A 25,444-nucleotide genomic window follows, 5' to 3' on the forward strand; every position below is an offset into this window, starting at 1 on the left:
AAATGAAATTCATGAATAGATTCTGATAGGGGGTTAGAGAATGTATGATCGGAGAAGACATAGGCTTTCCCTTCCAGGGAATTTTCCTGCTTCTTATTCCTTGAGTAGCAAGTTTAAAGGAGAATGGGAGATTCGACAAAACGTAAAAAAGACCTATAGTAAAAAATCATTATTCTGTGATAGCTTGAATTCTTGTCAACTAACAATCATCAATAGTACACAGAGGTTATAGCTTAATGAGAATATTTCATACCTATCATGAGAAGCCATTCGTAATATTTCCTTGATTACATAGGCCTATAATACACATGTCTTCAGCGACAAAAATTTTGCAGCTGAATAAATCAAAGCGGTCCGTACAGGTGATGGGTTAATTATTCACAAGTATCACCAAAGACCCTGAGTCTTTTGCACGGTATCAATAAATTTGTTGGGTTTGACAGAATTTTTAGTAGAAAAAATCGAAATGTATTACGATCTATTTAATTCTGATTTTCGAATTTAAAGCTTTCTCTTTGGTTTTACAAATTGTGCAAGGAGAGTATTTCTACATAACAAATCTAGAGGCCTAATAATCAGCCTCCTAATTTTGATAAATTCTGAAAAAAAAAGTAGTTATTGAGAGTAGGCTAAATCAACTAAGTCTTTTTTTTACCGTAAAATCAGAGAAATATTTCCCATGAAAAAAATTCTTAGCCAGCATATTCAGGAACAAAAAGAAGGTGGAAGTCGAAAGAAAGCAGGATTCTTTTCAAGCTTATTTTTTCTCCTTGCAATGTCTTGTGCCAGTTTAGATAATTATCGTTGGGATTGTTGTCCGGGATTTTGTGGCCTTTACTATTGGAGTATGACTTATGATTCTACCTTTAGCACAGACTTTATCCATACTTCTGATATTCGAGATTTACTTCAGGAATTTAATCAGCCGGATACTGCTCATTCCAGAAATGAACCGTATGGATGGGATAATTATTCCTATTTCATAAACCGGCATTTACAATTTGATCCTTCCCCCAAAAAAGAAAAAAAGCAGAAAAATCATTTTCCCTTCAACTGTTATCCGGATACTTCTGGCTTAAAAGAAGAAGAAATCGTCCTGGATAAATTTCACCCATTGAGAGTAGCCTAGCTCAACTGAGCTAAATCAAAAGATTCTCTTTTTCTCTTAAACATCTGCTTTTCTCCAGGGTTATTAATTCATCTACAGAATTAAAACTAAGCAGAGAGAATTGACAGCTCCGGCACTCGATAAACAATCCTTTAGCACAAAACTGGATGATATTCTTGATCAGGTAGAAAGCATCGATCCTGTAAAGTATGGTAAGAGCCGCAATTTTGAGGATGGATCTGTAACACGCCTTTCGCCCTATATTTCCAGGGGTGTCATTTCCACCAAATATGTCTTTGATAGCCTGATGCAAAGGGGCTATAATCCCTGGGACATTGAGAAAATGGTCCAGGAGTTGGCCTGGAGGGATTATTGGCAGCAGGTATGGATAGAAAGAGGGGAGGAGATCAATGATGATCTTAGGCACGCACAGACAGAAGTAGAGAATTATCAAATTCCAGTAGCTCTCCTAAAAGCAAGTACAGGAATCCAGGCAGTCGATATGGCCATAGAGGACTTTTATCATAAAGGCTATCTCCACAACCATATGCGCATGTATATAGCTGCTATCAGCTGTAATATGGGACATAGCCACTGGAAAGTACCGGCTCAGTGGATGTACTATCATTTATTGGATGGAGATTGGGCGAGCAATGCTTTAAGTTGGCAATGGGTCGCCGGCTCGAATAGCAATAAGAAATACCTAGCCAATCAGGAAAACATCAATAAATACTGGAAGAGCAATCAAAAGGGAACTTTTCTGGATATCGCTTATGAGGAGTTTCAGTTTATGGAAACGCCTGAGGTATTAGCGGATACCTTGATTCCAGAATTGATCACTCCTTTACCCCATCAAAAGAAAATCGATATTGATCCCTCACTCCCCAACCTGATTTATAATTGGTATAACCTGGACCCTTTCTGGAAAAAGGACCTGGCAACCAATCGTATTTTGTTGTTGGAGCCCTCCCATTTCGAAAGCTATCCCATATCGACCAAAAGCATAGACTTTATGTTGAAATTGGGAGAAAATATTCCCGCTCTGCAAATCTATGTCGGAGAGTTCGGGGAATTGCTGAGAGACTATGGATTAGCCAATATCTACTATAAAGAGCATCCCCTTAATTGCCATTATAAGGGGACAGAAGAAAGTAGAGACTGGATGTTTGAAGTAAAAGGCTACTACCGCTCTTTCTTTGGATTTTGGAAGCGATGCAAGAAAGAATTAAAGCATCGATGAAGCAAACCCTCAACATAGTCTGGCTCAAACGGGACCTTCGTACGCAGGACCATGCTCCATTATTGGCTGCAGAAAAAGCTCTGGAAGATTATGTGATTCTCTTTTTATTTGAACCTCATTTGCTTGACTATCCTGATACTTCTCTGAGGCATGTTCAATTCACCTACCATTCCATTGAAGAGATGAATAAGTCTTTGGCTGCCAAAGGGAGAAAAGTCATTCGTTTGTATGCTGAAGCCATAGAGGTATTTGAAGTATTGTGTGCGGCCTTTGAGATAAAAAAGGTTTTTAGTTATCAGGAATCGGGAATAAAATTGAGCTGGGAGCGAGATAAAGCGGTGAAAAAACTGCTTGATGGGCAGGGAGTAATTTGGGAAGAATGTGAGAAAGATGGGGTACAGCGGGGAATCAAAAATCGCAAAGGCTGGGATAGGAATTGGGTTGTAAATATGCTGAGCAAACCCATCGAAAATACCTTCAATAAGCCTGTATCTATTCATTGGGAGAATCCCTTCCCTCTTCCTTCACAATTTGAAGAAGAGATGAACCCCTATCCGGACTCCTTTCAGCAAGCAGGGGAGAGCTATGCTTGGAAGTATCTGAATTCTTTTATGAAAGGGCGGGGGAAAAACTATATGCGCTATATTTCCAAACCCGCTGATAGCCGGATGTCTTGTGGCCGGATTTCCCCTTATCTGGCCTGGGGAAATATCAGTGTAAAGCAAGCCTGGCATTTCACCATCAGCCATCCCCATTTCAAACAACACAATAAAGCCTACAGTTCCTTTTTGGAACGCATGAAATGGAGGAGCCACTTTATGCAGAAGTTTGAGGTGGAGTGTGAGTACGAAACCCATTGCATCAATCGAGGCTATGAATCGCTGGAACATGAGAAAAATGAGACGCTTATCGATGCCTGGAAATCCGGACAGACAGGATTTCCTATGGTGGACGCTTGTATGAGATGTGTGAATGAAACTGGCTGGATAAACTTTCGAATGAGGGCCATGTTGGTTTCTGTTTTCTGCCATCACTTTGATCAGGATTGGCGTGCGGGTGTTTATCATTTATCTCAACAGTTTCTCGACTATGAACCGGGCATTCATTATCCGCAATTTCAAATGCAGGCAGGAACTACCGGAGTGAATACGGTGAGAATGTACAATCCCATCAAGCAATCTAAGGATCACGATCCGGAGGGGGTGTTTATCAAAAAATGGGTACCTGAACTCAGCAAACTTCCCAAAGAGCATATTCATGAGCCCTGGAAAATGACTGCCATGGAGCAAGATTTCTATCAGTTTTATCTGGGGAAAGACTATCCCATTCCCTTGATTGATTTAGAAGAAAGTGGAAAGAAAGCTAGGGAAAAAATCTGGGGACATAGAGACAATCCTTTGGTACAAAAGGAAATGAATAGAATCCTTCTGACCCATACCCGAAATGACGCAAGCCGGAAAGCATGAAGAAACGAGACTTACCCACCAAAATATGTCCCATTTGTGGCCGCCCTTTTAGCTGGCGAAAGAAATGGGAAAAAGTATGGGATGAAGTAAAGTATTGCAGCAAAAGATGTCGGGGCAATAAACACAAGGCAATTACAAGATAGTGAAGCCAGAACGTAAGAAATGAAAGAAGTAAACCTAATATTTCCCCACCAGCTTTTTGAAGAGAGTCCCTTACCGCTCAATCAGCATCCCGTTTATATAGTAGAGGAATACCTCTTTTTTAAGCAGTATGCATTCCATAAGCAAAAAATTGCCTTCCATCGGGCAAGTATGAAAAAATATGCAGCCTTTTTGGAAGCAAAAGGAGTGAAGCTGCACTATATCCATGCGCAGGAAGAAATCTCAGATGTTCGGGAGTTGATTCCCGCCCTGGCTGAGTTAGGTATATCTCATATACATTTCATCGATCCTACGGATAATTGGCTGGAGAAGCATATAAAAACGGCTGCTGCGGCAAGCGGGACTACATATAGTATATATACCAATCCACTTTTTCTCAATAGCTCTGAAGAACTACAGGACTTTTTTAAGCCGGGTAAAAAGAAATATTTCCAAACAAAATTCTACATAGCGCAAAGAAAAAAAGGGGGCATACTTCTTACAGAAGAGAGAGGACCAGAAGGAGGGAAATGGAGCTATGATGCGGATAATCGAAAAAAGTATCCCAAAAAGAAGGTGGCACCGGAGATAGCGTTTCCGCCTATTGATACCTACTATGAAGAGGCTGTAAATTATGTGGAAAGGCAGTTTGCGGAGAATCCAGGTGAACTGGCAGAGGTGCCCCTTTATCCTACAGACTTTGCATCCTCCCAAAAATGGCTGAGAGACTTTTTAGAGCAAAGATTTGAGGAATTTGGGCCTTATGAAGATGCCATTGTTGCTACAGAAAGTATCCTTCACCATAGTGTGCTGACTCCTATGCTGAATGTGGGTTTGCTAAAGCCGGGAGAAATCGTAGAGGCAGTTTTAGAATATGCTGAAAAGAAGGACATTCCCCTCAATACTACAGAAGGATTTATTCGCCAGATAATTGGCTGGCGTGAGTTTATTCGAGGAGTATATGAAGCCAGGGGTTCGGATGAAAGGACCAGGAATTTTTGGGGCTTTAAGCGGAAGATTCCTCTCTCCTTTTATGAGGGGACAACAGGGATTGCTCCCATTGATATCACGATCAAAAAAGTACTGAAAACGGCTTATTGCCATCACATTGAGAGATTGATGGTCTTAGGGAACTTTATGGTGCTCTGCGAATTTGATCCGGATGAAGTCTATCGCTGGTTTATGGAACTTTTTATCGATGCTTATGATTGGGTAATGGTGCCCAATGTATATGGCATGAGTCAGTTTGCCGATGGGGGACTTATGTCAACCAAACCCTATATCTCCGGTAGCAATTACCTGAAGAAAATGAGTGATTATGGCAAAGGTGATTGGCAACAAATCTGGGATGCCCTTTTCTGGCGTTTTATGCATGTGCATCGGGATTTTTTTGCGAAGAATCCGCGGCTGGGGATGTTGATCCGGAATTTGGATAAGATGGAAGACGAAAAGCGTCAGAACTTGATTATACAGGCAGAGGATTTTCTCAGCAAATTGGAGGGTAAAAAGAGGACTTAGATTTTCGCCCGGATCATTGCAACTTTAGGCAGATTCTTATCTCTTTGGAATAAGCTATCACTTCTACCAATACTGGCATGATCCGAAAACTCAGCAAAGGAGAGTATTATGGCGAGCATGAACAAGTACATTCACTTGGGCCGCTCAATCTCTCTGATACCACCTATACCCATGAAAAAGTAGATTGGCATTATCATGAGCAGGCCTATTTCACTTTTTTGCTGAAAGGAAAACTTTTCGAAGCCAATAAAAAAGAGTCTTATGTCCTGGATGCGGGATCGCTGGTCTTTCACAATAGCCAGGACAGCCACTATAATTTAAAGGATGCAAGTCATACACGAGGATTTCATGTAGAATTAAGTGCGAAGTGGTTTCATACCTACGAACTCTCAGCTTGCTCCTCAGAAGGAAGTAAACAGCTCCATGATCCCCGGATTCGTCAGCTGTTTTATCGCATGTACCTCGAATCCAAAATCCAGGATACCTATAGTTCCCTGAGTATCGATCAACATTTAGTAGAGGTTTTTGGTCGAATGCAACTAAAAGAAGAGAATAAAGGCAAGGCTAAAGAATGGCTCAAAAAGTTGGAGGAGATAATAGAAGATGAGGAATCTTTACCTGGCGACCTGAGTACCTTGGCCAGGAGTCTTAATGTCCACCCTGTGCATCTTTCCCGAACCTTTTCTAAGTATTATCAAATGAGTTTGGGGGAATATTTTCGGATTAAAAAACTCAACCAGGCGAGTCAGCTTCTATTTTCGTCCTCGAGTTCCCTGACTGAGATCGCATACAGTTGTGGATTTTATGATCAAAGCCATTTCATCAGCCAATTTAAACGATACTATTCCCTGACTCCTTCTGCCTATCGGAAAAAAATGCGAGAATGTTAACTGCTTACAATTTTCCTCAGATTCCAGCTTTTAGTTTTGATAAAAAAACATGAAATACCTTTTTAGCATTTTGCTGATTTTCACAGCACTCCTACAAATCAGCTCAGCACAATCAGAGTTCTCTGTCAATTGGCAAGGAGAAGTCAAAGAGGCAGATGCCTTTAGCTTTAAGCTAAAACTCAGCCTTTCCTCAGAAGCTCAGCTACACATCTCCAATGCCTACTGGAGCAAAGTTGCCCGGCTGAAAGAAATAGAGCATGGCCGTTTAAAAGCAGATTTTGGAGAGGGACTATATGCTGAAGTAAAGAAATCAAAACAGGGCTATCGTCTTTTTATCAAGTCAGGTGTCCTTTTTTATCACATTCCCCTGAAAAAAGAGGAAAAAGACCGCTATTCCGGAAAATGGGATATCTGGATGACTTCACTTTTAAGTCCCATGCAAACTTATTTGGTGTATGAGCAAGGAGAAAATGATAAAGCTCTTTATCCCTTTTTCCAGGATGGAAGATTTACGGGAACCTGGGCTGCAAACTATCGCTGGGAAGGGAACAAGGTTTCCTTTCAGGATATGAAGACTGGCCTCTCCTTTCGCGGAGAAATTCAAAAAGAGAACATCCATCTTGAATTTCATCTTGCAGGAGAGAAACTCACGGAGATTGATTACCGTCCGATGGCAGAATCCTTTACAACAGGCAATAGAGCAGATCAAAAGCCTGGCAAGCCGCTATATAAAGATCATTGGGGAGAGAAGGAAAGCGCAATTTCTTCGGGACATCTGGACAAAATGGAAAATGAAATATATGCGGGGGAGTTGCCGAATACACATGCGGTTCTCATGGCGCAAGAGGGAAAGCTGTTGTATGAAAACTATTTCTACGGCCACAATGCCGATATCTTTCACGACCAGCGTTCGGCTTCCAAAAGTTTGACTTCTGCTATGATCGGGATAGCGATTAAAGAGGGCTTGCTACAAGGAGTTGAACAAAAACTCTATGATTTTGTCCCTGAGGAGTATCAATATACCCGCACAGATGCAAAAGGTGAGATTGATATCCACGCCCTTCTCTCTATGGCCTCCGGGCTTGATGCCATTGATTTTGGGATAGATCGTAATTCAGCTGCTTCTGAAGGGACTTATCAGAATTCTCCCAATTGGATAAAAACGGTATTAGAAGCGCCTATGATCAATGCGTCCGGAGCCAAAGCATATTATGGAACCGCAAATCCTTATTTGTTGGGAATCATTTTAGAACAGCTTGTGGACTTGCCGCTGGAATGGTATATGGACGAAAAACTCTTCGAGCCTTTAGGAATCTCTCAGTACGTCATTCAATCAGATGAAAGAGGTATTCCCTATTTTGGGGGTGGGGTATATTTGCGGCCCAGGGATATGCTGAGTTTTGGCCAACTCTATTTGAATGAGGGAAAATGGGGCAATACGGAAATCCTGCCAGAAGGATGGACTGAGCGCTCCTTTCAAAAATATGGCCCACTCTTGAATGCCAATAACAAAAATCAATATGGCTATCTCTTTTGGCATCGGGAATATGAGGTAGGGGGAAAGTCTTATGCTTCTATTGAAGCCCGGGGAGCTGGAGGGCAATACATAGCGGTTATTCCTCAATTAGAAGTGGTGATTGCTATCGCTTCCGGAAATTATAGAAACGGCCGTTTTATGTTGCCAGAACAAATCATTGAGGACTATCTTTTACCAGCCGTTTTGGAGCAAATGAAGGACTGAAAATCTGATCATTTGGAGGAGGGAAGGTTTCACCAACTTAAATAAGTGACAAAATTTAGAGATTTTATTTTAGATAAAAATTAGGAGGCTCTCTCAAAATAGGGGGTGCAAATCCTATTGCTGAAATAGGGAAAAGATCCTGACTAAGTAACTCAGTATGAGGCGCTTTCTCAGGATCTTTTTTGTTTTGTTGTGATATAATCAATTGAAAATCAATATATTATGATTTTCGTTCTATCCTGTTTTCCAATTTTCCCAAATCAAAATCGGGTGACTCTGCTTCCTGGCCGGGCTCAAAAGTATACCATGACGTCCTGATTCGACTCAAATCTACCAAATCAAAAAACTAGAAAATGGACGTTACAAAAACCATGACGAACTTTATGGAGCAGATCGGTGAACTCCTTCCCGGAGTTCTGGGTGCTCTGATCGTACTTCTCATTGGCTGGTTCATCGCCAGAGGAGTTAGAAAATTGACCCATAGACTGATAAGTCGCTCGGGCCTGGATGAACGAATCAATCGAAACAACAGCAAGGAATTCAAAGCTGCTGGCATGATTTCCAAATTGGTGTACTATGTACTACTTACCGTAGTTTTGATGGTGGTTCTGGAAATGCTGGGAGTCAGCCAGGTCCTGGATCCCCTCAAGCAAATGGTAGCTGAATTTGTGGGTTTTATTCCCAATCTGGTTGCTGCCCTTATTATCGGTTTTGCTGGTTATGTAATTGCTAGCATTGCTTCAGAGCTGGTAAATTTGGCAGCTAACTTTCTGGAAAATCTTTCTGCCAAAGCCGGTTTCTCTGCTAGTATTGACTTATCTACTATTGCTAAAAGAATTGTATTTCTGCTGGTCTTCATCCCGGTTTTGATTGTATCTCTGGATGCTCTTCAAATTAAGACCATTTCGGAACCAGCCAAAGAGATGCTCTCTACTTTCATCAATGCTATCCCCAATATCCTGGCAGCAGCCCTTACAATTGGAGTCTTTTACATCGGTGGCAGGTTCGTGACCGGCTGGCTCCGGGATTTGTTATCCAGCTTAGGGGCTAATCAGTTGCCGGAAAGATTGGGCTTAACTACGCTTATAGGAGAAAAACAGAAAATGTCCGGCCTAATCTCACAGGCAGTATTTTTCTTCCTCATGTTTGGAGGAATCATTGCCGCGGTCAACCACCTTGAAATGCCTGAATTTGCAGCTATGCTGGAAAATCTACTTGCCATGGTCAGTAAGATATTCTTCGGACTGCTGGTATTGGTCATAGGAAACTTTGTAAGTAAGCTAGCTGCCAAATCCCTGGATAATGGGGGAGACAATTTTCTGGCTTCTATAGCAAGAATTGCCATTCTCGGTCTCTTTTTAGCCATTTCACTGCGTACGATGGGCATAGCCAATGAAATAGTTACCCTTGCTTTTGGTCTTACTTTAGGTTCTGTAGCGGTAGCCATTGCCCTGGCCTTTGGTTTGGGAGGACGGGAAGCTGGGGGCCGTCAGATGGAATATATCCTCAGCAAATTTCGGGATGGAAAATCCTCTTCAAATGGAAAGAGCAAACAGTTTACTGTAGATAGTAAAGTGGAAACCCGATAAATGCTTAATCAGGAGTATTCTATTTCGCCTAAACGCTTGTAAAGATAAAGTCATCCTTTTGGGGTGGCTTTATTTTTTATAATTTCCTTTAGCTAATAAACAAGACCTATGCTGAAGAAAATCATCTTTCTCCTTCTCCTAAGTTTACCCTATATATTGATGGCCCAAAAACTGAAAGTAAGTGAAAACAAGCGCTTTCTGGTGACAGAGGACGGCAAGCCTTTTTTCTGGTTAGCGGATACCGCCTGGGAATTATTTCACAGATGTTCGAAAGAGGAGGCTGAAATGTATTTGAGGAAAAGAGCTGAGCAGGGTTTCAATGTGATTCAGGCAGTAGCACTCGCAGAACTAGATGGTTTGAATGTCCCCAATACCGAGGGAGAACTCCCTTTGTTTAATAATGATCCTACTACTCCCAATTCTGCTTATTTCAATCATGTTGATGATATTATTAAACTGGCGGATGAATTAGGAATGTATATCGCATTGTTACCGAGCTGGGGAGATAAAGTCTTTACAAACAATTGGGGAAAAGGTCCTGAAGTTTTTAATCCAAAAAATGCTGAAGTCTTTGGAACATGGATCGGGAAGCGATATAAGGATTACGACAATATCATTTGGGTCATAGGAGGAGACCGAAATCCCAGAGAAGGCTCCCAGGATGTAGCGATTTGGAATGCTATGGCAGAAGCCATAGCGGAGGCAGCTGGAGGATATGAGGAAACCCTCATGAGTTTTCATCCACAACCCAATAAATATGGAGGTTCCTCCACCTGGTTTCATCAGGAGAAGTGGCTGGATTTCAATATGCATCAAAGCGGGCATTGTGCCAATCAGGGGACCTATAAAAATATCGATCATGATTATCAGCTGGAACTCGTCAAACCTGTGTTGGATGCTGAACCCTTGTATGAAGAGCATCCCAATTGCTTTCAGGCAAAGAAACTAGGGTATAGTGTAGCTGGAGATATACGTCGGATCATGTACTGGAATGTTTTTGCAGGGGGATTTGGTCAAAGCTATGGCTGTCATGATGTGTGGCAAATGTATAAAGAGGGTAGGGAAGGGATAAACGGTCCTTTACGGCCCTGGCCACTGGCTTTGGATCTTCCCATGGCTCATCAGGTAAAGCATTTGAAAAACCTGATGCTTTCTCGTCCTTTTTTATCTCGAATTCCTGATAAACTTATGGTCGCAATAGGCCAACCGGAAACCGATGATTATGTGATCGCCAGCCGGGATACAGATTGTACCTATGCCATGATCTACATTCCTACCGGCAAGGAAACTGCAATTGATCTTCGGGCATTTGGCGCAAAGCCTTTGAAAAGCTGGTGGTATGATACACGAACGGGTATATCCTTTGAAGGACCGACCATTACAGAAGCGCGGAGATTTTCGGTCCAGCCTCCCAGCAGTGGCAAAGGACAGGACTGGGTATTGGTTATAGATGAAATTGCCAAAAACTACCCTCGGCCTGGAATGCCTTTATAAGCTGCCAGCTTGGCATTGAAAGCGACGAATGGTTTTGTAGCACGGGCTTACTTTCGTAATTTCGTCCAAAATACATGAGTGGCTGCATATGCGCATTCTCCTAAATATCTATCAATCTATTGACGCCATTCGTGCGAATCTCTTTCGCACGGGCTTAACCATCTTCATCATTGCACTGGGCATCACTGCCCTGGTGGTAGTAATGACGACTATCGAAGGGATCAAATCCGGGATGTCTGATAGCTTCGCCTCTCTGGGAAGTAATACTTTTCAAATCGCCAATCGATCCAAGAGTATTCAGTTTGGGAGAAGGGGAGCCCGTAAAAGGGATTACCATCCCAATATTACCTTTCGGCAGGCTGCGGCCTTTCAGGAAGACTTCAGCAATGTTGGCATTGTCAGCATGAGTGTACGTGCCAGCCGTGGGACGACAGCGAAATACAGAAATGAAAAAACCAATGGCAATGTAGTGGTTGTAGGCACAGATCAGAATTATCTGCTGACTTCTCAATACGAATTGGAGGAAGGAAGAAATCTTTCGGAGGAAGATTTTCTGATGGGTAGAAATGTGGTGGTTATAGGTAATGAGGTAAAGGAACGCTTATATCCCTTTTCTACTCCGGTAGGCAAAATGATCAATCTTAACAATAACCTCTACAAGGTGATAGGTTATTTCAAGAAACAGGGAACCATGGGCATGATGGGAGGAGACCGTACTTGTATAGCGCCCCTTACCGCCATTCGTAAACATTACCCCAATCATGGCTCCATTGTATTGAGCGTATTTGCTGATAATGCCAGAGATATGGATGCACTCAAATCTGAGGCCACCGGTATATTCCGGACTGTCAGGAAATTGAAAGTGCGGGAAAAAAATGATTTCGATTTATCCAGTAGTGATGAGTTTATCAATCAATTATTTCAACAACTCTCTACCATAACCATCACAGCACAAATAATCGCCTTGATTACCCTGCTTGGAGCAGCCGTTGCCCTCTTGAATGTAATGTTGGTGTCAGTGACGGAAAGGACGCGGGAAATTGGTCTGCGGAAATCCCTTGGGGCGACTCGAATGAATATAAAATTGCAATTTCTTTTTGAAGCTGTGATGATCTGCCAAATCGGAGCAATACTCGGAATCCTGCTAGGGATACTCGGGGGAAATTTTGTGAGTAGCTTCCTTTTTGAAGGAACCTTTGTGATTCCCTGGACCTGGGTATTTATTGGTCTGACGGCATGTTTTGTGGTTGGGATAGCGTCTGGTTACTATCCGGCTGCGAAAGCGGCTCAGGTTGATCCGATTGAATCCCTTCGTTTTGAATAGGGTTTTCCATTTCTTCGAAAGAATGGATAATGCGCATGATGTCGGCCTGGTAAACAGGGCGTTCTTCTGCTGAGGTCCAAAGAACCAATTGGTAGAGATAGCTTTCACCAGCGATGATGCCAATATCAAAAATCAATCTGTCTCCTTTAAAATTTCCAGTAAGTGTGCCCAGGAAAGCAGGCAATCCATTGATGCTGATAGAATCTGGTCCTGGAGCATCGATCTTTTCCAGATCGGCTTTCAACTGCTCAATGCTCACATCATAATAATCTTCCAGAACAAAATCTGCTCTCCTCTTCCTAAGCTCATTCCAATCATTTTTTCTTACAATGAGGCAAAGGTCTTTTCCTGAGTTTTGGAGTTGGAGCTCGGCCTCTTGATTGAGGACATCTGTAGCATCAAAATAATCGGGCAAATCGAGTTTAAAGAGTTCGGAAACCTCTCTTTCTCTAAACTCCACTTTCGTCCAGCTATTGCAGGCAGAAAAGCACAATCCGCATAGAGCCATCAGGGGAAAAACAAGCCGTAATCTGCGCATGGCGACAAATTACGGCTTAGATATATGGGGATCAAGTAGGATAGGTTAAGCGACTGAATTTTCCCCTCAAGGGTTTTCCTATCGGATCAAACTGACACTCCCATTATTTTGGACAAATTTTCCTCTTTTTCCATAACCTGTAACTGAATAGAGGTAGACACCTTCTGGAGCTAATTGTCCACTCTGAAGTCGACCGTCCCAGGATACTTGTGGATTATCAGTTCTGAAGACCACTTTTCCCCAACGGTTGTAGATGGTCAATTGATATGAATCCACGAAGGAGACCGTGACTTTAAAGACATCATTGATCCCGTCTCCATTAGGGGTAAAGCCGGTAGCAGTGAACATGATAGGATCTAGTCCTACACAATTGCTATTTGAAACAGAAACCATACGATTCCCTTCAAGTTCTATTGCGATGACTCTATAACAATTGAGGCTATTCCCCCCCAAAGGACTAAGATCTTCAAACTCCGTAATACCTCCCATGATTTCCTGAATCTCTATATAAGATTGGCTAGCATCATCAAATCTTTGGACCTTATAGGATTCTACGCCATTTTCCCATCCTTCATATGCATTCCAACTGAGGCGAATGCTGTTTCCTGCCTGGCTGGCACTGGCATGTACACTTTTTGCTGTCTGACCGACTGCAGTCTTTGTCCCACAAGAGTCTGCAGTAAATGCCCGATAGGTATAAGGCTTATTGTGCACATCAGCCTTTTGATCCTGGAACTTTCCTGTTTGCCCTGTTATGGGTTCTGAAGCGATTTCCGTAAACCCATTCCCTTCATCTCTTTCAATGATAAATGATGAGGCATTCTTTATGTCTGCCACGCTAAACTCGAGACTGATGAATTCATCATTTTCAACTGTGGCATTAATTACCTTAGATACATCTGTCAAAGCTCCAGGACTAGCGAAAGCTATTGTTGTGTCTGAATAAGAGATATAACCTCCTGGTCCAATGGCTTCTATGCGATAACTGAAAGCTCCTTCACAGAGATTGCTACTGTCTATATAAGCTGTATCACTACTCGATAGGGAGGCGATTAATTGAGCGTCATTCATGCCGTATCCGGAAACCCGGTACAGATTATAGCTATCCAGTAAAGGCCAGCCTTGATAAGGATTCCAACTAATGTTGATTTGATCTCCTGCGCTTTGACTCTTTATATCTATCGAACAGTGCTGCTCCGCATCTGAGAGGAGGCTGGTATTGAGGCACTGATTCTTGATTACTACTTTATAACAATAGACATTCTGAAGGGTATTCAATCCCTGATCGGTAAAATCGAGCTGATTGAGGTTTTCTACCGAGTCAATCAGGCTAAAGTTACCAATCGCATCTTCTCTATAAATCAGGTAAGCTTTGAAATCCTTTTTGGTATTATTATACAATTCGTACTTGATTTCCACTTCTGAATCTGAACTTACGCTGACATGAGTTATAGCTACCCCTTCTGGTAAAGAATCGCTTATTACCGTAACTGCATTGGGGATGGACAAGCTATCCGAACATCCATTTATATCAGTGATGATCAGGCTAATGTCATATACGCCGCTCTGACTATAGGTATGCAAAGGATCACTCAGGCTACTGCTATTGCCATCTCCAAAGTCCCATTGCCAGGAATTGATGGTGAAATTGCCGTAACTCTCATCTTCAAAATAAACACTTCCTCCTGTACATATGGCCGTTTCACTCATATTGAAATCTGAGATGGGATGACTTAGCATGATCAGCTCATCTTTCGTCAAAATACTTTGACATCCATATATGTTCGTTGCCGTAAGGCTGACGGTATACACACCATCTACGGCATAGGTATGCACAGGATTGGCAGAGGTATCAGTAGTTCCATCACCAAAATCCCATAACCAGGCCTGGATCGGATCGCTACTAATGAAATTGAAACTGCTCACAAATGGCGCACAACCTTCAAATGCATCCACCGTGAAATCAAAGCTGGGATAGCCATATACATTTACAGTGTCCTGAGTAGTAGCTACACAGCCATTATTATCAACTACATCCAGATTTATGATAAAGCTACCCGTATCATTGAAGGTATGGCTTCCTATTTGTCCCAGAAACTGATTTCCATCTCCCAAATCCCAGCTCCAGTCATTGATCTGACCAGGATAGGGTTTAAAGTTCCCTTCAAAATTAACTATCAAGGGTGCACAACCTTCCACTTTATCAAGCACAATCCCAGGAGAAGGACTGGAAACAACCTGGATGAAATTGCTCATGGTCAGGCTATCAATACATCCTTCATTGCTTTCGACAATCAAGGTGACATCATAGCTTCCCAATCCCTGATAAAGGTGAAGCGGATCTTTTTGATCAGAGCTGTCTCCATCTCCGAAATACCATTTCCAGCTTCGAATAATAGAATTAGGAACTGAACTCAAATCCTGGAATTGGACACTTCCTGCATCACACAAAATTTGATTATCTGCATTGAAATTGATGGAAGGGGGGCTGTAAATTTCTATGGGATCGCTATTAGCTGTGAATACTTCGCAGCCCAGGGTGTCTTTTGCTACCAGTATCGGGAAATACATCCCTGGAGTAGCATAGGTATACCTTACTGTATCAAGGGTAGATTGATTCCCATCCCCAAAGAGCCATTCATAGGAGATGTCCTGTTTTACGGTATCGACGGTAAACAAAATTTCAGTGCCCAAACAACCATCGAGGGGGGTGTAGGAGAAGGAACTAACAGGTCCCTGTATATTGACCATGTTCTCGAGGATCATGGTATCTATACATCCTTCCGGACTTTCGAGGATCAAAGAAACATCATAAGATCCGGGGCTATTATATATATGGGTAGGAAATACCTCAGAAGAGGTCGCCCCATCTCCAAAATCCCAACGCCACTTTACTCCAATATGAGGAAAGCTATTATCTGCGCGGAAGTTTACGGTTAGGGGAGGACAAGGGGCAGCTAAGGTATCTGCCCAGAAATTGGCTACCAATTCTCTAATTTCAACAAAATTGGGTTTCGTAATAGAGCTATCACAGCCGTTTACATCAACCACGTGTAAGGTAATATCATAGAATCCAGTATCTGCATAGTTGTGGAAGGTGTTTGCCAAATGAGAAGTATTCCCATCTCCAAAATCCCAGGTGTAAAACAAGCCAGAGCCTGATGCAATGCTAATGAACGTACTATTTACATCCAGGCAATTGGTAGGAGGGTTTACCGCAAAATTGGGAATGGGTTGGGTAATAAAAGCTACATCCGATTTGCGAACAGAATCCTGACAGCCATCGGCATCCGTTACTATAAGAGATATCGTAAAGAGGTCTGGGGAAGCATACGTATGTATCGGATTTTGCAGATTAGAATTCATCCCATCTCCAAAGTCCCAATCCCAGCCCGTAATCGTATTGGTTCCCGTAGACATATCCTCTACGCTTAGATCAAAAGGAACGCAGCCAGTTGTTCCGCTCGTAATCTGGAAGTCCGCATCCGGCCCCAAAGCTTGAATATTGGGATATATTAAGGTGTCCCTACAGAGGAAACTGTTTTTTACAACCAGCATGACATTATAGTTGCCAGCTTCAGTATAGGTATACGTCGGATTTTGTAGGCTGGAGGAATCCCCATTGCCAAAGTACCATTTCCATTCTATAGCATTAATGGAGCTATCAGAAAAACTTACGGTAAAGGGAACACAGCCAGCCGTGAGATCGGGAATAAAGCGTGATTTAATATCATTGGCGACTACGGAATCCTGGGCTGTAACGACACATCCCGTAGAGTCATTCCCTGCGGTTAGGTAGAAATATTGTTTACCGTCTTCATAAAAGGTATATCTGCTAATGAGATCGGTGGAGGTTGAACTATCAGGGAAGGTCCAGTAGGACCAGTCTGCTTGCTCAGATAGATTATAAAGGGTCACACTATCCGGAAGAAAACATAGCCTAGCGGCATTCTTTGCAATTACAGGTAACGGAGCCTTTACATGTACAAAGGCAGTTTTTGTAAGGGTGTCTGCACAACCCCGATCACTTGCGACCAGGGTAACGTCCATATCTCCCAATGCGAGAAATCCATGCATAGGATTTTCTGCTTGTGAGGTATCTCCATCACCGAAGAACCAGACAAAGTCCTGAGCACCCTGTGTCAGGTTTGTAAACTGAATCTCTGTCAGGGCACAGGTTGAATCTGTCGTGACAGTGAAGTCCATATTAGGGAAAGATCCTGCCTTTATATATTCATCTACGAGGAGGGTGTCTTTACAGCCTTTTGTATTTGTAGTTATGAGGCTTACGTTAAATTCGCCGGTATTCGGATAGGTGTTATTTGTTGTATATCCATTGCCTGTATTTCCATTTCCAAAATCCCATTGCCAGTCAATAATAGGGTAGGGAGAATGGGTAGTATCCTGAAAGACTACATCCAGTGGAGCACATCCTTGTCTGGGTTCAGCAAAAAAACCAGCCTCTACTTCCTGTATTTTAATAAAGTCTTTGGGATGGATCTGAGCCCTGCAACCCGTAGGCCCCGTTGCTATTAAAGTTACGGTGAAACTATCTACTTCTGTATAAGTATGACTGGGATTCTCGAGGGTTGACAGGTTCCCATCTCCAAAGGTCCAGAAGTAGTCTACAGCTCCAACGGTATTATTTACGAAGTCTACCTGGAATGGAACACTACAACCAAGGGTAGTATCAGCTACTGTAAAGGAGACATTAGGATAAGCAGAAACTTCAACCACAACAGCGAAATTATAATTACATCCACTGGCATCTGAAACTACCGCGGTGACATTATAGGTGCCGGGAGAAGTATATCTTACGGCAGGATTAGCAACAGAATCAAGCTGTCCATTTCCAAAATCCCATAAGATGTTACTATTGCTGGGGGCATTCGAAACAAAGAATGCTGTATCATTTACACAGATAGAAGAATCTACAACAGATGCCATAAGGGTATTCACTCCTATACCGACATAATTGTCTTTTCTAAGCGTGTCAACACAAGCATCCAAATCTGTGATGATATGGCTGACTGAAAAACTTCCATCTGAGGTATATGTATGGATGGGATTAACATCCGTACTCGTATTCCCATCTCCAAACAACCACAAATGGCTACCCGTAGTATCGCCTTCTGAATAGAATTCTACAGTATGAGGGGCTCCACATGCCAATAAGTTACTACCAGAAAAACTTACATCTGGTGCATTGACATTGATCAGGGAAGGTCGGATAACATTATCAGTACAACCGTATTCATTACTCACCAATAAAGAAACCGGAAAACTGCCGGCCTCCGGATAGGAAACCGAAGGATTTTGATCGTTGCTTGTTTTTCCATTTCCAAAATCCCAGGTCCAGGATGTCAATTGGCCAGAGTTTGCATTTGAGAGATCTGTGAACTGGACAATATCATTGGCACATATGGTCGATTGATCCACACTAAAATCTGCTGTGGGGAATTCATAGACCGAAATATAATTTTCCTTAATGAGGGTATCTGTGTTTCCATTGATGTCGGTTACGATTAGCCTTACATCATAGGTTCCGGGTAAGGAGAAAAAGGCACTTGGATTTTGTACGGTCGAACTACCTACTGAGTAATCCCATGTCCAACTCACTGCATCTGTACTAAGATCTGAAAAACTTACCACCAATGGTCGGCAACCAGCAATCTGGTCAGCTGTGAAGTCTGCATTGAGTTGTGCGTGTGTTAAAGATGTCGAAGAGAGCGTGAGTGAAAAAAGACTTAACAATAAGTAGGTGTACTTTTTCATGCGTTAAAAATACACACTGGATAAATTTCGAACTACCGTCGTGTAAGGCTGCTTCCTGATTTGTAAGCCATTGAAGATGGCAAGGGCTCAAATGGCAATTGTAAATAGGAGGGGCGTTACATACAGAAAGAAATCTAATTTATTTAGATGTAATGATCCTGATGGAAAATGAAGCTCCGAGTCTGATTTTTGAGGGATCTCTCTCTGAAAAATAACATTTGGGATTAAAATCGCTCCGTCAACAGCTAAAAACAGAGGAAATTTGATCAAAGGCGTATGCCCTTTCTCATTTTGAGAATGATTTTCTCTCTTTGGGAAAAAAATGGAATTGGCACGATTTGTAAATGGCTTGATATCAGGCTTTTATGATTTTTGTGCCAATTGGTACATGCTTTGAACCTAGAGAAATGTATTTGATTTAGAAATTGATCATGAAGAATTTAAAAGTAATACTCCCGGTTTTAATCTTAACGGCCCTCTTTGCAGGAGCATGTAACCAGGGTAAGATAGATGACCTCCAGCGTAAGAATAAAGCGCTTCAGGAGTCTACCCAGGCACAAGATTCGATGCTGTCCGAGTTCATGAATGCTTTTAACACTTTCGAAGACAACTTGGCTTCCATCAGAAATAGAGAAAATCTGATTGCGATGAACAATGATGATCCGGAATTGAGAGTTGACGGAAAAGAGCAAATCATCGAAGACATTCAGGCAATCAACGAACTATTGGATCAAAACCGCCAAATCATAGATGATCTCAATGAGCGCATCCAAAAGGCCGAAGGCCGTGCTCCTGAGTACAGAAGAATGGTAGGGGTCCTTAAGAAACAATTAGAAGAAAAAGATACTCAAATTGCCTCCCTCAAAGAAGATCTGAGCAACATGAGCTTTACGGTAGCTTCTTTGAACAGCAAGATCGATACCCTGAATCTTGTAGCCAGCAATCTGAGAATTGATAGCCGCGCACAAACTGATCGTATCAGTAGTCAGGACTCCCTGATCAGTATACAGAAAGATAGAATAGACGGACAAATCTCCGACTTGAACACTGCCTACTACATCAAGGGAAGTTATAAGGAGCTGAAGAACAAGAATATCCTTACCAAGACAGGTGGATTTATCGGAATCGGCAAGATCAAGCAACTGATCCCTGACTTTGATGAAAGCGGCTTCACTAAAATTGATATCACTGAAATAAACAGTATACCCGTAGACGACTCCCGTAAAGTTGAGATCATGACAAGTCATCCTTCTGACTCATACATGCTCGCTGAGGAGGACAAAAGGGTAGAAAGAATAGAGATTACCGATCCAAGTAAGTTCTGGAAGTCCAGCAAGTATCTGGTAATCGTTACGAATTAAATGGGGGAATCAAGGGATCGGGCCGCTCTAGGAGTGGTTTCGGTCCCTGACTTTTTTCACCCGCAAAAAGATAGTAGTAGTAGTTTAGGTTAGTATTAAAGGCAAACAAACACATAGAATTATATCATTCGAAGTATCATATTTGCCTTAATGAGAGCCTGCCGGATCGGGGCAGGCTTTTTCTATTTTCCCTCCCTGATGAAATCATGTCCTTCCTGATTTTGACTTTCAATTCCCACAAATTCTCGTAAATTTTGTCACATCTGCTGCCTGCAAGTTTCTAAATGAAAAAGCAAGGGAGTATGAGCACTGCCCTGATCTTTTTTCATCACATGTTTCACTATGGTTATTAAGAGAGAGTCATTCGACCTTCGGTCAAAAGTAGCTTTGGGACGAATTCAGTTTAAGCCTCCCTTCAAGGCCAATTCTTCTATGCAGGATGAAGCCCGATTTGTCTATGTGAAAAATGGAAAATCAAGGCTCAATGCTCCACAGGCCAGATATGAACTTTCGACCGGTGATTGCTTGTTGATGAGTTGCGATCAATTTGTCAATACCTGGCTGGAAAATGAAGATGATTCGGCTAATGAACTGACCATTTTTCATTTCTATCCGGATATCCTGAAATATGTGTACAATGATCAATTGCCGGATTTTTTCGATAAGAAAGGAGGACAGCAACTCAATCGAGTAGAAAAGTTTCCCAGCAATGAGATGATCCTTCATTTCATCCACAGCCTGGATTACTACTTTAACAACTCCAGCTATATAACCGAAGAACTACTCAAAGTAAAAATTCAGGAACTGGTCCTCATTCTTATCAATACAGATAGCAGTGGCCGCATGCAGTCTATCCTTAGTGGCCTTTTTCGCTCACCGGAATATGAATTCAAGGAAATCATCAATTCCAATTTATATGAAGACCTCAACCTTGAGGATCTTGCTTTTTTTGCAGGCCTTAGCCTTTCTTCTTTTAAGCGAAAATTTAAAAGCATATATGGTACGAGTCCCAATCGCTACATAAAGGGCAAGCGGTTGGAAAAGGCAAAAAGTCTGCTGGAGAAAGAGGAGCTGAGAATCTCGGAAATTGCCTATGACTGTGGCTTCAATGACATCGGCTATTTTTCTAAATCTTTTCATACCATGTACGCCTGTAGTCCCAGTGATTACCGCAAATCCATACTAAGTTCCTGATACTGGTACTATTGGGTCAATCAGCTATAAAAAGCGCTTGTTTACCCCCAAATTCAGGGGCTTGTACCTTTCTTTGAACTTTTATTCCAAATCTTTGGCCTTTTATTCCCAATCAATTAGCGGCCTTTGCCCGACCTTCGTATCAATAAGAATTAGAATTACGAAACGCTGAATTATGACTATGCAAAATTCGAAAGTCCTCAAGATTATACTGGGACTTTGTGGTTTATTGATGTTGATCCCTGGCATCATGGCTTTGGTGAATCCAACGGGATTCGTTTCCAGAAATGGGGCAGATATAGCGGAAAACCTGGTACTATTAAATGACTACAGAGGTACAGGAGGTATCATGATCGCAAGTGCGATTGTTATGCTCCTGGGAATCCTTCATTCCCGTATGGCTTTTACTTCTGTAGTTGTAGCTATAGCGGCTCATTTTAGCATTGCCTTTGGACGCCTGATTTCTCTTGGGATGGATGGTATGCCAGTAAAAGGGCAGATAGCCGCGATGGTGGTTGAATTTGTTCTGGCGGGACTCGCCATTTTTGCCCTCACAAAATACCGCGAAAAAGTATAGAAGCTGCTTCTTTTAGGAAGTAATTAAGACAAACACATTTTTTTATGAGTAAAGTCATTTCATCTGACTTTCCTTTCGAATCCAAATATCTGGAAGTGAAAGGAAGCAAGATTCACTATGTCGAAGAAGGAAGCGGAGATCCTATTTTATTCCTTCATGGCAATCCTACTTCTTCTTATCTCTGGAGAAATATCATCCCATACCTTTCGACTAAAGGAAGGTGTATTGCGCCTGATCTCATTGGTATGGGGAAATCAGACAAACCAGATCTTAATTATGGTTTTTTTGATACCTATGAATACGTTGAGGCATTTATAGAGAAAATGGGCTTACGAAATATTACCCTGGTAATTCATGATTGGGGTTCAGCCTGTGGCTTTCATTATGCCAATACACACAGAGACAATATCAAGGGAATAGTTTTTATGGAAAGTGTGTTGGATGCCTTTGAGTGGAAACAGGTTCCCCTGGATGTACGGATTTCCTTTCGCATAATGCGCACAGCAGGCATTGGTTGGCTTTTTGTAAATCTGGCCAATCTTTTCATCAAAAAGATGCTTCCTGACCTGATCAAAAGGGAACTTAGTCCTGAGGAGAAAGCCTATTATGCAGCTCCTTATAAAAGTATATCCAGCAGAAAACCGCTGCGTAGATGGCCGGAAGATGTACCCTTAGGTGGAAGGCCGCGAGATGTTCATGCCATTGTGAAGCGATACAATGAATGGTTGCAACAAAGTGAATTGCCAAAGCTTTTCTTTTATGCCAGTCCCGGAACAGCCAATAAAACTGAAACAGTTAAATGGGTGCAAGAGCATCTACCGAATACGCAGACCATTTATCTCGGAGAAGGATTCCATTTTGTGCAGGAAGATCATCCACACAAAATAGGGGAGGAGACGGCTAATTGGTATGACTCTCTTTAAGAAAAAAAACATGTCACATACGATCAAAATTCCCAATTGGATATTAGTGCTCAGCTTTCTCTTCTTTTTGTCAAATTTATTTGTCTTTGGAGGCTTGAGTATGTTTTTCCCACAAATTGCTTTTCCTGATGCAGGAGAATCTGCAACTTTCCCTATAGAATTTTTTGCTATCCGGCATATAGCTTTAGCTTTCCCTTTACTGTATGGAGTAGTAAAGAAAGATGCAAAGGTTCTGTGGACTTGTTTCAGCGTATTTCTGGTGATGACTATTCTGGATGTTATCTTACTATTCTTAAAGGCTTATTATATACCCGTTATTGGAGAAGTTCCCATGATCCTGAAGATTATAATGGCCTTTGGCGTTTTTATCGGTCCTGTCTCCTTGAGTTGGTGGAAATTAAACCAGATTTTACATGCCCAACAGAATTAGAATACCTCATGCAAAGCCCTAGAGAAATATCAGCTGCCTTTCCTTTCGAATCTAAATACCTGGAAGTAAAGGGGAGTAAAATTCATTATATAGAGGAAGGGGAAGGAGATCCCATTCTCTTTCTTCATGGAAATCCAACTTCTTCTTATTTATGGCGAAATATTATCCCATACCTGACTAAGCAAGGGAGGTGCATTGCTCCTGATTTGATTGGAATGGGGAAATCTGATAAACCTGAATTAGACTATGGATTTCGGGATACCTATTCCTATCTCGAAGCATTTATTCAGAAAATGGGGCTCAAAAATATTAGCCTGGTCATCCATGATTGGGGATCAGGTCTGGGTTTCCATTATGCACATCAACATCCCAATAATATCAAAGCAATAGTTTTCATGGAAGCAGTTTATCGAACGGTGGACATGGCGGCTATGCCAGCGCGGATTCAAAGGGCATTCAAACTCATGAGAAATCCTTTTTTCAATTGGTTGATGTTGGGGGTGGCGAATTTCTTTTTGAAAAAGATGATTCCCAATGCCATTCTGAGAAAGATTAGCAAGGAAGAACATGACTATTATAAAAGTCCCTTTCCGACAATCAAAAGTCGTAAAGCTGTCAGGATATGGCCGACCGAGATAGCGATCGATGGTAGTCCCAAACATACCCACGACATCATTTCTGCTTATCACGAATGGCTAAAGGAAAGTTCCATTCCCAAGCTCTGTTTATATGCAGAACCAGGTATGCTTATTCCGGAGAAAGAAATTCCCTGGATTGTAGAAAATTTCCCTAATACAGAAGCCGTAAAGATTGGAAAAGGCTTGCATTTCATTCAGGAAGACGAACCTCACAATATTGGCGCGGCTATTTCTGATTGGTACAAATCCCTTTAATACAAGCAAAAAATGAAATACCTTATAATTATAAGTATCCTCCTGACTCAATCCTGCACTCAACTGCATTCGCAAAAGCAGGAAGAAAAAACTCCTATGACACATCCTGCAGAAAATCAATGGCTGATTGAAGACCTCATCAAAAAGTGGGAAAACAATAAGCAATATTCCATAGAAGTATTGACAGCTATGCCTGAGGAATTTTATGACTTTTCACCAGCTAAAGGAATGAAAAGCTTTAGAGAACAGGCATCCCATATCGCTACGGGTTTCAATTTTCAGCTAAAGAAAAGTGGGCTTCCCTCATTGCCAGCTGTGAAAAACAAATCCAAAGCATCTATGATCGCTTCCTATACAGAAATCTTCGATGCCCTTATCCAGAATCTGAAAAACTATCCGGCTGCTGAGCTGGGTGAGGAAGCGTCTATGTGGTACGGCAGCTCGACTAAGCTCCGTATGCTCAATTTGATGGATAATCACCTGGCACACCATCGAGGTCAAATGATTGTGTACCTCCGCTTGAAAGGAATCAAGGCTCCTTCTTATATCGGATGGTAAGTCTGAGCTTATTCTCCCAATCTTTGGCCTTTTCCTCCCAAGGATAAAATGCCCTTCTGCTGATCTTTGTATTGTTCAGATAAACCAATAAAAAACAATACAATGAAGTCAATACTTAAGAACGGATTCGTCCTCCTCCTGATGATAGCAGGCTTACAGGCTATGGCTCAGAAAAAAGCCCAAAGTTTTACCGTAAGTCGGGATATTCCTGCGGAAGCCTCAGCTGTTTGGGCAGTAGTCGGGGAAGATTATGGCGCAGTAGCAAATTCTCATCCCAAGATCGTCAGTTCCAGTTATATCAATGGCTCTTTGAAGGGAGGAGAAGGAGCAGAGCGTGTCTGCAATTTTAATGAAAAGGGGACCAAATTTACCCACGAGAAGCAGATAGAATACGATGCCGAAAACTATCGCTTCAAGGCTCAGGTTTTTGCTGCAGAGGGGCTTTACATGGATCCGGATTATTCCTATGCTATTTACAAAGTGCTACCCTTGGGCGATAATAAAAGCCGCCTTGAAATCAAGATGAACTTTCGGACAAAACCTGCATTTATGGGAACTATAGCCAAAGGGAAATTTATGGCTACTATTGAGGATTATGCTTTAGCTGTAGAGCATCATGTGAAGACAGGAGAAAAGGTAACCAAAGACAATTTCAAAGGCATTAAAGAACAATATACTGATTAG

At 41.9% G+C, this 25,444-nt stretch carries 20 protein-coding genes; 18 read left to right on the forward strand and 2 right to left on the reverse strand.

All coding sequences use genetic code 11. The features are described from left to right. Nucleotides 1-679 precede the first annotated feature (679 nt). The 10 genes from R8P61_04740 to R8P61_04785 all read left to right on the forward strand — a co-directional run bounded on the left by R8P61_04740 (nt 680) and on the right by R8P61_04785 (nt 12,511). Nucleotides 680-1,129: a hypothetical protein gene (locus R8P61_04740; protein MDW3646339.1), complete on the forward strand. Its 450-nt coding sequence runs from the start codon at nt 680-682 to the stop codon at nt 1,127-1,129. Between the two features lie 100 nt (nt 1,130-1,229). After that, complete coding sequence (locus R8P61_04745) at nt 1,230-2,348, forward strand: FAD-binding domain-containing protein (protein ID MDW3646340.1); 1,119 nt, start codon at nt 1,230-1,232, stop codon at nt 2,346-2,348. Next, a complete protein-coding gene (locus tag R8P61_04750) occupies nt 2,345-3,814 on the forward strand; it encodes a deoxyribodipyrimidine photo-lyase (protein ID MDW3646341.1) in 1,470 nt (489 codons plus the stop codon). The genes R8P61_04745 and R8P61_04750 overlap by 4 nt, the downstream gene beginning before the upstream one ends. Continuing rightward, the gene (locus R8P61_04755) at nt 3,811-3,957 is read left to right on the forward strand and encodes a DUF2256 domain-containing protein (protein ID MDW3646342.1); all 147 of its coding nucleotides are present in this window, start codon (nt 3,811-3,813) and stop codon (nt 3,955-3,957) included. The genes R8P61_04750 and R8P61_04755 overlap by 4 nt, the downstream gene beginning before the upstream one ends. A 19-nt stretch (nt 3,958-3,976) precedes the next feature. Beyond that, the gene (locus R8P61_04760; GenBank protein MDW3646343.1) at nt 3,977-5,473 is read left to right on the forward strand and encodes a cryptochrome/photolyase family protein; all 1,497 of its coding nucleotides are present in this window, start codon (nt 3,977-3,979) and stop codon (nt 5,471-5,473) included. Between the two features lie 77 nt (nt 5,474-5,550). Beyond that, entirely contained in the window at nt 5,551-6,363 is an 813-nt protein-coding gene (locus R8P61_04765; protein MDW3646344.1) for an AraC family transcriptional regulator, read from the forward strand. Nucleotides 6,364-6,412: 49 nt separating this feature from the next. Then, complete coding sequence (locus tag R8P61_04770) at nt 6,413-8,104, forward strand: serine hydrolase (GenBank protein MDW3646345.1); 1,692 nt, start codon at nt 6,413-6,415, stop codon at nt 8,102-8,104. Between the two features lie 353 nt (nt 8,105-8,457). Further along, nucleotides 8,458-9,693 (forward strand): mechanosensitive ion channel, encoded by a 1,236-nt coding sequence (locus R8P61_04775; protein ID MDW3646346.1) that lies wholly within the window; start codon nt 8,458-8,460, stop codon nt 9,691-9,693. A 108-nt stretch (nt 9,694-9,801) separates the two neighbouring features. Beyond that, the gene (locus tag R8P61_04780; protein ID MDW3646347.1) at nt 9,802-11,187 is read left to right on the forward strand and encodes a glycoside hydrolase family 140 protein; all 1,386 of its coding nucleotides are present in this window, start codon (nt 9,802-9,804) and stop codon (nt 11,185-11,187) included. An 88-nt stretch (nt 11,188-11,275) separates the two neighbouring features. Beyond that, nucleotides 11,276-12,511: an ABC transporter permease gene (locus tag R8P61_04785; protein MDW3646348.1), complete on the forward strand. Its 1,236-nt coding sequence runs from the start codon at nt 11,276-11,278 to the stop codon at nt 12,509-12,511. Here the strand turns inward: R8P61_04785 and R8P61_04790 are convergent. Together R8P61_04790 and R8P61_04795 are read right to left on the reverse strand one after the other, a co-directional pair. Then, nucleotides 12,408-13,049, reverse strand: a complete 642-nt coding sequence (locus R8P61_04790) for a hypothetical protein (GenBank protein MDW3646349.1) — start codon at nt 13,047-13,049, stop codon at nt 12,408-12,410. The genes R8P61_04785 and R8P61_04790 overlap by 104 nt on opposite strands. 78 nt (nt 13,050-13,127) lie before the next feature. Further along, on the reverse strand, nt 13,128-18,824 hold the full coding sequence (locus tag R8P61_04795; GenBank protein ID MDW3646350.1) for a PKD domain-containing protein: 5,697 nt from the start codon (nt 18,822-18,824) through the stop codon (nt 13,128-13,130). 431 nt (nt 18,825-19,255) lie between these two features. Here R8P61_04795 and R8P61_04800 point away from each other — a divergent pair, with 431 nt between their 5' ends. From R8P61_04800 to R8P61_04835, 8 genes are all read left to right on the forward strand, one after another. Then, a complete protein-coding gene (locus R8P61_04800) occupies nt 19,256-20,185 on the forward strand; it encodes a hypothetical protein (GenBank protein MDW3646351.1) in 930 nt (309 codons plus the stop codon). A 342-nt stretch (nt 20,186-20,527) separates the two neighbouring features. Continuing rightward, entirely contained in the window at nt 20,528-21,379 is an 852-nt protein-coding gene (locus R8P61_04805; GenBank protein MDW3646352.1) for an AraC family transcriptional regulator, read from the forward strand. 181 nt (nt 21,380-21,560) lie between these two features. Beyond that, nucleotides 21,561-21,956: a DUF4345 domain-containing protein gene (locus R8P61_04810; protein ID MDW3646353.1), complete on the forward strand. Its 396-nt coding sequence runs from the start codon at nt 21,561-21,563 to the stop codon at nt 21,954-21,956. Nucleotides 21,957-22,000: 44 nt separating this feature from the next. Continuing rightward, nucleotides 22,001-22,879 (forward strand): haloalkane dehalogenase, encoded by an 879-nt coding sequence (locus R8P61_04815; protein ID MDW3646354.1) that lies wholly within the window; start codon nt 22,001-22,003, stop codon nt 22,877-22,879. Between the two features lie 10 nt (nt 22,880-22,889). Further along, nucleotides 22,890-23,309: a hypothetical protein gene (locus R8P61_04820; GenBank protein MDW3646355.1), complete on the forward strand. Its 420-nt coding sequence runs from the start codon at nt 22,890-22,892 to the stop codon at nt 23,307-23,309. 8 nt (nt 23,310-23,317) lie between these two features. Next, nucleotides 23,318-24,202: a haloalkane dehalogenase gene (locus tag R8P61_04825; protein MDW3646356.1), complete on the forward strand. Its 885-nt coding sequence runs from the start codon at nt 23,318-23,320 to the stop codon at nt 24,200-24,202. A 12-nt stretch (nt 24,203-24,214) separates the two neighbouring features. Beyond that, on the forward strand, nt 24,215-24,760 hold the full coding sequence (locus R8P61_04830; protein MDW3646357.1) for a DinB family protein: 546 nt from the start codon (nt 24,215-24,217) through the stop codon (nt 24,758-24,760). Between the two features lie 102 nt (nt 24,761-24,862). Continuing rightward, complete coding sequence (locus R8P61_04835) at nt 24,863-25,444, forward strand: SRPBCC family protein (protein MDW3646358.1); 582 nt, start codon at nt 24,863-24,865, stop codon at nt 25,442-25,444.

It is taken from the genome of Bacteroidia bacterium, from assembly GCA_033391075.1.
Lineage (GTDB): Bacteria > Bacteroidota > Bacteroidia > J057 > J057 > JAWPMV01.